An 11,496-nucleotide genomic window follows, 5' to 3' on the forward strand; every position below is an offset into this window, starting at 1 on the left:
TTGATATCAATGGCACGGCCTTCCGTTACAGAGAAAGGTTTCGAAAGGCCTTCTTGGATTGCGATCCATGCTTTTAGGAATGGGGTTTTGAACTTCGTTTTGAGTTTCTCGAATTCGGAAACGGACAGGTGGTCCTTTATGAAGTTATCAGGGAGGGAAAAACTTTGGAGTTTAAGCTGCGGCAAGGTGATTCATTTTCTCTTTCGTTCCTGCTTTTTGTTTCGTGGTTTGTTGGTTAGGATCTTGGTTCTGATTCGAAAAATCCGATTCAGCGGCTTGGTTCTTTTTCTCGCCCTCTGCTTCGAGGCGTTCCTTGATAACTTCTGGATCCACTCCTGGGAACATCTCGATCATTGTATCACGGTCGATGAGTCCTTCTTGATAGAGTGGTAGCCAATAGGTCGCAATCATTTGAAGTTGGATCATCGTAGCGAAAGGCAAGTTAATCGAGATTCCGGCCTCCTCGAGAAACTCGATGGAATATCCTTGGAGGAGCATCGCTTTGATGATAAGTTCGTAGAGGTTTTCTTTCCAGATTTCCCGGATCCCGGTGATCGCTGTATTGATTTGTTCGAGCGTTGACTCTGCGCCGGCGTTCGTTCCGAAAAGAGAAATGAAACCGAGAAGATGGATCGGCGTTCCCGATGCACCGGAGACTTTCTGGATCCGGACATTGAATTCCTTAAGGAAGGATTCCGCTCCCGCTCCGGATGGTTCGAGGAACTTCCACTCTACCGGCGAAATCATCATCTGGCCCGGTTCCCAATTCGGATCTCCGTCCGGAATCTCGTTTCCTTCTTCGTCGCGTTTTAAAGGAGTCATGATCAGCTGGATCGTGGCCTCTGCATCCTCGATCGTGGAAGTTTTTCCGACCGGAGTCGGGATCCCGAAAAGGTTGTTTGAGTTTGCGAATTTCTCGAGGATCTCATCCAGGCGGTCGAGATCCGGAAGAATGTTTCCAAGTTTGGGATTTTTTCCGAAGTTCACGAGTTGGAAGTTCTTATAATCGAGAGATTGTTCTTTCCCCCCCTTCTCGTTTTTCCATTTGAGCTGGATTACGGTTTCTTTGTCTTCCGGAGAGAGAACGGTTTCGTATTTGTAGAGGTCTTTCCGGAGATACTTCACTCGGACGTAATCACGATTGAAAAGGATGTGTTTGGTTTTTGTGAGGTCGAGCGCGACTTCGGAATCGAATAGGCCGTTCCGAACGTGATTTTGAAAACCGGAGGAATAAAGTTTATTGTATTCGAGGAAGCGTTTGATGTCGTCTTGGAGAGTTTTGAATTTCGTGTCTTCTTTCGAAGTGAGCGATACGTTTACGCCGTTCCCGGAAATCCAGGTGACGAGGTTATCGATCACGGTTCGGGTGAGCGAGAAGCCTTTGTCTACTTCGGCTTCGTATTTAGCCCGTAAAGCGCGACGTTTGGACTCGGGGGTTTTGTAGGTTTTGGAGAGGTAGGAATCGGAGCGAGTGATCGAACCGAGGATTTCCGCGCACGATCGAAAGCCTTCGACAGTGGCTTGTAGAATTTTGCGACCTGCTTTCTTGGCTTTAATCCCGAACATACGTTTCCTTTTGAAAGACGTATGGTAACGGACCGCTGAGGCTACGGTATGCCAAAGGAGAGAACGGATTCAGTTTAGGAATACGATTTTCCATTTGTCAACGTATTTTTTTACCCCAAGCGTTCCCGAGATTTAGGCTCACGCCTCCGGCTAACGTGCCTTCGAGTTTTTCCAGGGCCATCGTTGTCGTATCGAACTGATCGTCGTGTTTTCCGAAAGGGAACTCAACGTGTTCCCGAATCCACTCCTCCTTCCATGCCGCGAAAAACGGGATCCAGACACGCATATCTTCAAAGACAGGCGAGACTGCTCTACCTCTATCTTCTTTCGAATTTGAGCCTGGCTCATAAGGAACGATTCCGGGAATCTTATTTCGAAGCATGGTAAGAACCGCCGCTCCATTTGCTTTCTTCTCGATGTATATTTTCGTCGTAAGCGGCCACCGGCGTTTCATATCGATGATCGCGTTTCGGGTCGCGATAACATCCATCTGCTTTCTGACGCGATCAAGAAGGTAGCATCCACGACCGATCTTACACCAAACGGCTCCGACGACGAAGTCGGAGTTCTCGGTATCGTCGAACGTGAGATCCCATGTTTGAATGATTGTTTGTTTTCCGGGCGGTAGCTCCGTCCATTCCTGAATCCATTCCCTCTTGATGATCCCACCGTCGCCGGCAATTGGATGTTGTTGGTAGAGGGCTGAGAAAAAAAACGTTCCAAGGCGTTTCCGGATTCTGTTCAGTTCCGCGACCGGGTAACGTTCTGGGCAGAGCGCTTCCCCTTCTTTCCTCCAATCCGGTTCGAGCGTGCAGGATTTCGGGAATGCAAAATGCAGATTCGTTTTGAGTGCTTCGAAATTGACGATGTGCCAGGATTCCGTTCCACCGTCCTCATCGCTTTCCTGTTCAAGCATCCAGCCGGCGAGATCGTAAAGACTCCAGCGAGTCATACACAGGATTATCGCGGCGTCCGGTTCTTTCCGAGTGTAGAACGTGGAAAGATACCATTCGATGATAGCTTGACGAATTGTCGGAGATTTCGCCTCTTTCCAGTTTTTGAGCGGATCGTCGATGATCCCGATATGGAATCCCTTTCCGGTTATAGATCCGTCAACGCCGGCCGACCACATCTCGCCGCCATGATACGCGGACCAGTGGTCTTTTTTCTTTGTGGCGACTTCTCCACCGGATTTCATAAAGAAATCCCGGGCTACTCGACCGAAAGTGAAAGCGAGCGAAGCTGAATACGAACAAAGTCCGATGTTCCACCGGCTTCGATAGTATTGCACGTACGCCGGAAAGAGCCGAGAAACGAGTTCTGATTTCCCGTGTCGTGGCGGCATGAAGATCATGAGCCGTTTTCGTTTCCCCTCGACTACGAGTTGGAGCTGTTCGATTAGGATTTCAGTGTGCCGGTAGAATTTGAAGTGCGAGGCATAGATCGCGATCCATTCCCGGAAGGTGAGTTTTCTTCCGGTGTCTTCTTCCTTTCTCCGGCGTTTGAGCTCTAAGGCAACCTTAGCCTTTAACTCAATCGGAATTTTGAGTATTGAGGAAATCGCCAATCAAAACCTGGATAGGATCTTCACCGTTCGCTATACGTTTCAACTGAGTTTCCGAAAGTTTTTCCAGATTGAGTTTATTAAGGAGGTCCACCGCTTCCGCGAGATTCCCTCCGGAGTGGTTTGAAATGAAAAGTGCCGCTTTCGCATCGCCTTCGGCACCGGCGTAGAATTGTCCTATGACAAGGGTTTCCTGGCGGGTTGCGTTAGCCGGAATGATCCAGCCTTTCTTTCGAAGTTTGGCGATGAATTTTTCCGGCATCGGTTCTTCACCGAGTTTCGATACAACCGTTTTCCAGTTGAGGGAACCGGGTTTCCGCCCTCCTCCATGGCCGTCATTTCCTGGTTGGAACTGCGTTTCAGGTGGTGGGTTGTTTTTTCCGATCGGTGGGCTTTGATCCGGTTTTTTTCCCGGTTTTTTTTGTTTGGTCGGTTTTTTGCTCACGGGAAGAATCCCTATTTATCTCCTATCGTTCGTTGGGTAGTGGAATTTATCTTGTGATTTTGAAAAAGTCTTTCTTATGGAAATTCGGATCGGTGGAAAGGGGCTCTGCGAACGCTTTTCCGCGACGTTCCCATTCGATGGTCCAATACCTTTCCATAAATTCGAGTGAAGATTTGAAAAGCATTTCTCGTTTTATTTCGCGTCGATATCGTTGCGAATATTTCGAACGTTTGTTCATGGAGTCTCCAATCTCACACTTCACAGTTTTACAGAAAAGGAAAGCGATTTTTGGAATTGGTCAGAGTGGAGCGCCGCAACCTGCGCAGAGTGCGGAGCCTGTATCCCGACGTCCGCAGTATCGACAACGTGGATCTCGTTTTTGGAACAGGGAGGAATTCCCTCCTTTCCATTGTTCTCTCATTTTTTCACAGGTGACGATCGTTCCGTTCCGATCCACATAGGCGAGACCATACGGATCGGGAGGTAAATAGTTCGGTAGTCCAATGGCTTCATACACCTTCCAAAATTTTTTTAGTTGGATATCTTGTTCGGAAATATTGCCGCAAGCCTTAGCTTCAAGAATCCGCTGACAGGCCGTCTCTAAATCCACTCCGGTATATTTCCGTATTTCTTTTGCGATCTCAATATCGGAATTACTGAACGATATTTCCTCTCTACTCATTGTAACCTCATTCTTCATAGTCCTCGCCCTTCGGGATAGGTGGAACAGGTCTTACGATGATTTCTTTGGCTTCTTTCGGATCATCGGGAAAGAAATGGAACACGATCCATTTCAGCGGAAGCCAAAGAAAAATCCAGATCGCAAAGAATCCGAGAAGTGTATAGAAAATCGTATAACCCGAGACCAGCTCAAAAGTTTCGAAATCGCTCATAATAGCCCTACCCCTTCACACACATAACTTGTTTTAGTTCTGCCACGATGGAAACGAGCGATTCCTGGTATTTCATAACCTGTATGATATCCTTGTAGGCACCCGGAATCTCATCGAGAACACCCAGATCTTTACGACATTCCACCCCATGAGTCTGCTTTTCCAAATCCTCGACTGAGAAGTGAGCTTTTGCTTTATTGCGCGAGAGTCTACGACCTGCACCATGTGAAGCAGAGTGGAAAGAATCTGGATTTCCGAGTCCCTTCACTATAAAGGATTTTGCCCCCATCGAACCGGGTATGATTCCGTATTCTCCGTTCCTCGCAGAAATTGCACCTTTGCGGGTTACGATCACGTCTTCCCCAAAGTGAGTTTCTTCCGACACGTAGTTATGGTGACAGATAACGTCGAATGTCGTTTCCATGTGAGGAATGTAACGCTTGATTGCGTTCTTATAGAGCTCCATCATCGTAACTCTGTTCAGGTAGGCATATTGTTGCGCCCAAGCAAGATCACGAGCGTATTCCCGCATTTCAGAAGTCCCGCTCAGGAAAACCGCAAGATCCTTGTCTGGAAGAGTTTCGTTGTGAATGAGTCCGCGAGCGATCGCGATATGATGCTCTGCAAGAGTTTTTCCGATGTTCCGGGAACCCGAATGAAGGAGCAACCAGACGTTGTCCTCAGTGTCAACGCAGAGTTCTATGAAGTGATTCCCTCCTCCGAGAGTCCCGATTTGAGTCTTCATTTTTTGGGAAAGATCTTGGACAGTGTGGCTGAGATAAGGAAAATTTCCCATGAGATGGGAGGCGAGTTCCGCATTCGGCCCCTTTGTGAACAACTTGGAAAAAACTTCGTCGTCGTGTGCGTTGAATCCGACAGGGATATCTCTCTCGACTTGACTACGGATCTGTTTCAAGGATTCAGGGAGATCTTTTGAGGTGAGGTTTGTTTTCGAGGCCATCATCCCGCAACCGATGTCTACTCCGACGGCAGCCGGTGAGACCGCGTCTTTCATTGCGATTACGGAACCGACGGTTGCACCCTTTCCATAGTGGACGTCTGGCATCACCGCAACGTGTTTGAAAACCCACGGAAGTTCTGCGATGTTTTTCAGTTGGCCGAGTGCTTGTTCCTCGACCTCTTCTTGTCTCGTCCAAAGTTTGATTGGAACATTCTTACCGTGTAATTCGGATATGCACATTTTATTCTCCTGATATTTTTCTAAAAATTCTTACGCGACTTTCTGAAAAAAACGAAAAGACCGATCGATGTGTCCCGTGGACGGATCGACGGCGATCATTCCGATGTAAGCCCACTTCTTCCGGGAATACCGCGGCTTGTAAGCGTCTTTCCAAATGAGAAGCCCGCCGGGTTTCAAGATTTTGTGAACCTCGTCCATCACCCTTTCCTTATTCACGAGAGGGAGCTTGTAGGTTTTGATCGCGTGTTCTTTGTTCCACGGTGGATCTGCCTCAACGGTGTCGAAGGTGTCTTCCGGATAGTGCTTTGAGAGTTCCGTCGCGTCCCCGCATCGGTCGAGCGGAGCGAGAGTTCCGAGAACTTCCGGCTTTACGTCGAACCGTCCGTAGAGTTCCGAAGGCGGAAGCGATCCGGAAAACAGATGGAGCGCTTTGCCCTTGTTGGGGAGCATCGCCTCGATTCGCTGGATCTCCTGAAGAGCGTAGGCTCCCGGATATTTCGAATGATTCCGAAAATCCTGTCCGTAGTTCCATCTTCCGGAAAAGAAGTCATCACGCTCCCGGTGAAGCCCGGAACTTCCGTATCCCTTTCGCTCTGACCACGCGTTATATTTATCCACAAGTAGGTCCACCGTATCGGCAGGAGATCTGATAGCGGTCGTAATCATCCTATCTTACCGATCCCTGTGATTTCGAATTCCGGTTGCGGTTCGAACGTGAATGGTTTTTTCCACAAACGAGAAATTTCGTTCAGATATTCGTCTGAGATTTTCGGCTCGAAAAGAGAAAGCGCCCCTTTCGTTAGATGGAATGGAAGTGGAAACGAATCCTTCAACACATATCCGAAACCAGATTTCTCGAACCAGACGGATTCTGAGGTTTCAACGCAATCGACAATATTCGTAACACCGACAATTCCACCACGGACTTCCGCGAAATTACTTCCGTAAACGAAATAGAAAATCTTTACTACTCGCTCCGGGAAGATTTTACACAACTTCCTATACGCCATTCGATCGAAAGTTTTAGACGCATGGATGAAAATTTGACCGCGGAAATTTGTCTTCCGTGTTCGATTCTCTATATCCTTCTTTTCCCATTCAGGGCTTTGGTCTTCGATGCGAGTTAGAATGCCGCTCACAATCAGCGTTGCCCACGGCTGACGAACTGAGATCGCTTTTTTCGGGATTTCTTTGAGCAGGTATTCGTTCATCTTTCTTCCCTCTTCGTGAAACTGAAATCATCTATGTCCGAAACGACAACGATCTCGGAACTCCTTTCGAAACCGATCGGACGGCAAAATGCGTTTGTCTTCTCGACTGTTACAGGAATGAAGACACGATCGTTGTGCGGGATAGGTTCGAATTTCCAAATCTCCGGATGGACTGGCGGCCTAACGTAACTCATCAATACCGCCCTCTTCCGTAAACGATCATCGCCGCGTCTCGCGCGTGACTGGACGTTCTTCCGGTCCAACCGGTAAGAATTTGGAATTCTGCGGGCTTGTTCTTCGTTCCGCCCTTCTTCGGATGAACGAGACGGAAAGGAATTCCGTTCTTGTTACAGAACTCTTCCCAAAGTTTGCAGTCTCTTTTTACGGATCCCGCACCCATGCGTTTCGCGCCAGCGTTGTCTCCGAACCACTTTCGTTTTCGTGCGTCTTCGATGAGAAGGCAGAGCGACTTGTCTTTTTCCCAATACGCCAAAACTTCGTCCTGCGCTTTGAGGACTCCGTAGGTCGCAACGTGGACCAACTTCCGAGATTCCCGACTGTAGGCGGCGAACCCGGTATTTACTCCGGGATCGATGCCGATGAGAATCTTCTCGTCAAGCGCATCGAACTGACTTTTTTCGAAGGAGGGAACCGATTTTAGGACGCTCATTCGAAAGACCCCGTTTCGGAATACTTTGTGAGGATCTCCCCGAGTTCACCGGCTTGCCTTCGACTCAAGCGCATACGATCCGCGGTATCGGGCCCGCACCAAATCGTAGGTTCCTTTCCTATCGGTTCGCTTTCGACAATGGAACACATCCGATTTTTGGTGTCCATAAACTTGAGGGTGTTCTGCCCCTTCTTATTTTGAGAGAATACAAATTTTGTTTGGCTCATGCACTCTCCTTCATAGTGCGTTCGTTTTTTCTGAGAACTCGGTTCTGCCAGCTCGCAAGGAGCGCTCCGGAAACGTTGTCTTCTTCCACTGCGATTTTTTTGTAATCGGATTCGATCCAAGATATTCGAACCGGCTCCGGAATTCCTTCCAGGCGTTTGAATTGCGTCACGAAATCGGAAGCCGTCATCCAACGAGGCAAGAGATCGCCGCGGCGGATAACTTGATACATCGCTTCCGTTCCGGTTTCGGGATCGCTTGGACGAATCCGTGAAGCAAAACACGCCTCCCCTGTTTTTCGAGAAACAACATCGTAATATTTTTCTTCCGTGAACGGACCGCGATCTTCACGCTTCGGCGGAGCGATTTTATTCCGCTCCGCTTCTCTACGGGCTCCCTCTTCGAGAGCTCCATAGAAATCGTCAACTGTAATCTCGCGGTCTCGTCTCATCGTCAGATTCAGTTAATTTCTAACCACTCCCTCTCTGTTGGCTTTCGGCGCTCCCCGCAATCTTGACAGATCATTTCTGTAAATTGCTTTGGAAAAGTTTGCGTTGACTTCCATTTATGATCAGCCTCCTCATTCAAGCAGAGCGCCGCTTTAACTTCATAATTGAAACTAATCTGGGTTGTGAATACGAAGATCTTATCGCAGGATACGCAATCTTGATGATGTAAAACACCTTCATCGTATCCATACCCATCGTCGTGATTGATCTCTTGACCATGGTTGCAATACGGACATTTGACGTCATAGCGTTGCAAGGATTCCATCAGGCAGCCGAATTTCCTTCAAAAAGAAGTTGTTGCTCGGCTCTCTTAGGAACGTTCAGAACGCCTTCTTCCCGGATCATTCGGTTTACCGAATCCTTGAAGTATTCGATTCGGGTCATCATCGCTTCACTTATCCGAACTTTCGGATCTCGGCTTCTTTCGAATCGCTTTGGAGTTTTGAATTTCCAAGCGTCTCCGGAATGAGGAAGTTTCTTCGTAACTTCGATCTGAACTTGGAGCCCTTCACCGAGCTTTCCTTTGAAAGTAATTTGTGTAGGCTGGATCAGATACGTTTCCTCTGAATCCAGATTCATCTCGCAGATCTCATTTACATCCAAGCGGAACGAATTGAAGGCATTCATTACTTTGTCATCGTTGAGTGGAAACTCCGGAAGTGTGTAGGGACGTCCGGAGTAATTATCTCGAACGCGAATCTCCAAACCCTCCTTCTTGAAAGCGATGTTCGTAACCTCGTATTGTCTAATAACTTTATTTTGACTCACGTCCTTTCCTCGCCAGTTCGGCACGTTCCTTTTCCATCTTCTCGAGAACTTTCTGAACGAGATCCACTGTCGCGCCTCGCTCCTCTAAAATTTCCGCGATCCTTTTGATTCTGTAGCCGTTGCTAAGATGCCATCGGATCGATTCATCCAGATCTTTTCTCATGCTGCCGGCCTCTTGAACTTGCATGCTCCCCCCTTTGCTTTCTTGAATGCTTCGTAAAATGATTTTGCGTATAGAACCTTTGGATTCTTCGACTCGGGATCGAAGTATTCCTCCGGAGAGTTTGCACTTAGGATGAGTCGTTTTGTTTCTGGCGTAATTTTTTGATCTTGGATCCAGTCCTCAAAAAATTCGAAATCTTCCGGTCCCCTCGATTTAAGTTCTGGCTTGTCCCATGACATCTTCTTCGGAATTCGTAAGGCTTCCGAAGTCGCTCTGATTTGATCGATGTAACTTTTCGCTGAGGAAATTTTTATAGGGATGGGTTTCCAAAATTTCATATCATCGCGGTATAGTTCGGAATCTTTAATGAAAATTAAATTTTCCATTAACTCATAAATCAACGCCGCTTCATGCCCCTCCGTCATAAACCAGTTTATCGCAGAGGTCTCCTTGGATTCCTTCTCATTGTATTTGAGTTTGTATCTTGCCATCAGCTCGATGATCTTGCGGTGAACATTCAGGAACGTAATTTCTTCCGAGAGGGAACTCTTCTCTCTCTCTTTTTCCGTAATAGGTTCATTCTTCTTTGGTTCTTCCGTAATTGGTAGATCCGTACTAGGTTGGTTAATATTTAGTAGGTCGTGATTTTCCGGCGGTGGATTGCCGGACGTGGATGTCCGCGCGTGGGTTTCCACAGGTGGATTTCCACGTGTGGGTTCTGGGGTCTGGACGTCTTCCGGTTGTCCAGACTTGATTTTCACGTCTGGGTTTTTCCGCTTTTTGATTTCTGGAACAATACCTGAAAAATGCGGATTGAGTGACGGGTGTTCGTATATGATATATTCATGGACGAATTCCCCTTTCTCGTTTCTAAATCGATTCCTATGGAAATATCCATGTCGTTCCAGGGCTTTCCAAGCTGATCGATGAGACGTCTCGCCATTGGAAGAGTGTCGCTGAGTCTCGGAAAAATTTATGATCCAATCATCGGGACGAGCGAGGCAGAGGCCAAGAAGACCTTTTGCCTCCAACGGAAGGCTTGGGACAAAGAAGAATTCGGTATTGATCGTTTTGTAAAACGTCTCTTTCTTATTGACCCTAAAAGTTTTGATCGCTTTATCGCTCATCTACCCGCTTCGAGAAGTTCTTCTTGTTCAGATTGGAACAGTCTCAATCGTTCTTCGAAAGGAATCACCTGCTTCGCTGGCAGATACGTAAATTTACCGTACGCCCACGACACTTTAAAGTAGTCGATAGTCGTGACGCAATATCCGCAGAGAAAGTCTTGAATCCGGACGAGGGTGTCGCTTTTGAAAACGATCCTTCCCGCGAGAGTGAAAGTTACCTCGTCGCCGATCGTTGCGATGATCTGGCCGGGTCCATAGAATTTATCCGGATAGGACGTTTCTTCAAACTTGTATTTTTTTAGGATCGCGATAAGCGGTTCTTCTCTCATCTGCTTCCCTCCTTTTTATGTCTCATTGAAGGTTCCAAAAAATTGATAGGCTTCGCGCTCTTGGAATCCACGTTAGTCGCGTTTGCCGCTTCGATCGGAGTTTCAGTCTTGGAAAGAAATCTCCAAAGCCCAAGTCCTGCGAGGAGCGTCATTAGAAGTAAGAATCCTATTTCGGGTGTCATGCTACCCCCTTCTCATTCTTTAGAGCATTGTATTTTCGAATGATCTCCATGTCTCCGTCCTTCCGTTCGAATTCTGATTCGCTTATTTTTTTGCCGTCTTTGACTGCCTTGGATAGCTCTTGTATGGCATTGAACGGAATATACACGGAGCTTCCATTCTGTGAAAGAGCGAATCCTCCTCTATAAAATTCCAAAGCGATCGGAGGATCGCCATCGTCCGGCCAAAGAATCCATGCTCGGTTTCCTGATAGATGTTGAATCACTTTCCTTTCTCCTTTTCGTCCGGAATCAAAATTCCGTTTTTTCTGTATTCTTCGAGTAACCGTTTGTTTATCTCGGCCCGCTTTCGATTATAACTACGACTCCATCGCTGCAAACTGGCTTCCGCTTTCGCCTCGTGATCCTCAATGATCCTGCGCAAATCCCTTTCACGAACGTGACCGGATTTAAGGGCAATACTTCTGTGAGAAGGATCTATTCCGAACTCTGCACACCACGGAGGTGAAATCATTTTTCCTATCCGATTTTTCGGACGTTCCGCCTTAGCGGCTTTATATTCTCCAAGACTCATATATGAAAGACCGAGCCGTATTCTCCGATTTCGATAAGAGAAGTAAGGATCATCTTCATGCCGTTTCATTTA

General features: G+C 47.4%; 18 protein-coding genes. All 18 read right to left on the reverse strand.

The features are described from left to right. Positions 1 to 171: 171 nt before the first annotated feature. The 18 genes from EHQ17_RS04490 to EHQ17_RS04585 all read right to left on the reverse strand — a co-directional run bounded on the left by EHQ17_RS04490 (position 172) and on the right by EHQ17_RS04585 (position 11,493). Positions 172 to 1,566 (reverse strand): UBA domain-containing protein, encoded by a 1,395-nt coding sequence (locus EHQ17_RS04490; RefSeq protein WP_135595511.1) that lies wholly within the window; start codon positions 1,564 to 1,566, stop codon positions 172 to 174. A 97-nt stretch (positions 1,567 to 1,663) separates the two neighbouring features. Beyond that, complete coding sequence (terL, locus tag EHQ17_RS04495; protein ID WP_342776088.1) at positions 1,664 to 2,920, reverse strand: phage terminase large subunit; 1,257 nt, start codon at positions 2,918 to 2,920, stop codon at positions 1,664 to 1,666. Between the two features lie 178 nt (positions 2,921 to 3,098). Further along, positions 3,099 to 3,575 (reverse strand): hypothetical protein, encoded by a 477-nt coding sequence (locus tag EHQ17_RS04500; RefSeq protein ID WP_135595509.1) that lies wholly within the window; start codon positions 3,573 to 3,575, stop codon positions 3,099 to 3,101. A 298-nt stretch (positions 3,576 to 3,873) separates the two neighbouring features. Further along, positions 3,874 to 4,257, reverse strand: coding sequence for a hypothetical protein (locus EHQ17_RS04505; protein WP_135595508.1), 384 nt, complete (start codon positions 4,255 to 4,257; stop codon positions 3,874 to 3,876). A 7-nt stretch (positions 4,258 to 4,264) separates the two neighbouring features. Then, positions 4,265 to 4,468, reverse strand: a complete 204-nt coding sequence (locus tag EHQ17_RS04510) for a hypothetical protein (protein WP_135736143.1) — start codon at positions 4,466 to 4,468, stop codon at positions 4,265 to 4,267. 7 nt (positions 4,469 to 4,475) lie between these two features. Further along, positions 4,476 to 5,669 carry an RtcB family protein gene (locus EHQ17_RS04515; RefSeq protein WP_135736144.1) on the reverse strand — a complete coding sequence of 398 codons (1,194 nt, stop codon included), beginning with the start codon at positions 5,667 to 5,669 and terminating at the stop codon, positions 4,476 to 4,478. A gap of 30 nt (positions 5,670 to 5,699) precedes the next feature. Further along, entirely contained in the window at positions 5,700 to 6,335 is a 636-nt protein-coding gene (locus EHQ17_RS04520; protein ID WP_246057394.1) for a class I SAM-dependent methyltransferase, read from the reverse strand. A 738-nt stretch (positions 6,336 to 7,073) separates the two neighbouring features. Continuing rightward, positions 7,074 to 7,550, reverse strand: coding sequence for a hypothetical protein (locus tag EHQ17_RS04535; RefSeq protein WP_135595561.1), 477 nt, complete (start codon positions 7,548 to 7,550; stop codon positions 7,074 to 7,076). Then, a complete protein-coding gene (locus EHQ17_RS04540) occupies positions 7,547 to 7,777 on the reverse strand; it encodes a hypothetical protein (protein ID WP_135595560.1) in 231 nt (76 codons plus the stop codon). Before EHQ17_RS04540 ends, EHQ17_RS04535 begins: the two co-directional genes overlap by 4 nt. Then, a complete protein-coding gene (locus tag EHQ17_RS20105) occupies positions 7,774 to 8,007 on the reverse strand; it encodes a hypothetical protein (protein WP_135595559.1) in 234 nt (77 codons plus the stop codon). The genes EHQ17_RS04540 and EHQ17_RS20105 overlap by 4 nt, the downstream gene beginning before the upstream one ends. Before the next feature lie 227 nt (positions 8,008 to 8,234). After that, a complete protein-coding gene (locus EHQ17_RS04550) occupies positions 8,235 to 8,549 on the reverse strand; it encodes a hypothetical protein (protein WP_135595558.1) in 315 nt (104 codons plus the stop codon). Next, positions 8,549 to 9,052 (reverse strand): hypothetical protein, encoded by a 504-nt coding sequence (locus EHQ17_RS04555; RefSeq protein WP_135595557.1) that lies wholly within the window; start codon positions 9,050 to 9,052, stop codon positions 8,549 to 8,551. Before EHQ17_RS04555 ends, EHQ17_RS04550 begins: the two co-directional genes overlap by 1 nt. Continuing rightward, positions 9,039 to 9,239, reverse strand: coding sequence for a hypothetical protein (locus EHQ17_RS04560; protein WP_135736145.1), 201 nt, complete (start codon positions 9,237 to 9,239; stop codon positions 9,039 to 9,041). Before EHQ17_RS04560 ends, EHQ17_RS04555 begins: the two co-directional genes overlap by 14 nt. After that, a complete protein-coding gene (locus EHQ17_RS04565) occupies positions 9,212 to 10,342 on the reverse strand; it encodes a hypothetical protein (protein ID WP_135595556.1) in 1,131 nt (376 codons plus the stop codon). Before EHQ17_RS04565 ends, EHQ17_RS04560 begins: the two co-directional genes overlap by 28 nt. Then, positions 10,339 to 10,671: a hypothetical protein gene (locus EHQ17_RS04570; RefSeq protein WP_135595555.1), complete on the reverse strand. Its 333-nt coding sequence runs from the start codon at positions 10,669 to 10,671 to the stop codon at positions 10,339 to 10,341. Before EHQ17_RS04570 ends, EHQ17_RS04565 begins: the two co-directional genes overlap by 4 nt. Further along, a complete protein-coding gene (locus EHQ17_RS04575; RefSeq protein ID WP_135595554.1) occupies positions 10,668 to 10,853 on the reverse strand; it encodes a hypothetical protein in 186 nt (61 codons plus the stop codon). The genes EHQ17_RS04570 and EHQ17_RS04575 overlap by 4 nt, the downstream gene beginning before the upstream one ends. Next, a complete protein-coding gene (locus EHQ17_RS04580) occupies positions 10,850 to 11,116 on the reverse strand; it encodes a hypothetical protein (RefSeq protein WP_135595553.1) in 267 nt (88 codons plus the stop codon). The genes EHQ17_RS04575 and EHQ17_RS04580 overlap by 4 nt, the downstream gene beginning before the upstream one ends. Further along, on the reverse strand, positions 11,113 to 11,493 hold the full coding sequence (locus EHQ17_RS04585; protein WP_135736146.1) for a hypothetical protein: 381 nt from the start codon (positions 11,491 to 11,493) through the stop codon (positions 11,113 to 11,115). The genes EHQ17_RS04580 and EHQ17_RS04585 overlap by 4 nt, the downstream gene beginning before the upstream one ends. Between the last annotated feature and the right edge of the window lie 3 nt (positions 11,494 to 11,496).

Origin of the sequence: Leptospira gomenensis, assembly GCF_004770155.1 — a bacterium.
GTDB classification, from domain to species: domain Bacteria; phylum Spirochaetota; class Leptospiria; order Leptospirales; family Leptospiraceae; genus Leptospira; species Leptospira gomenensis.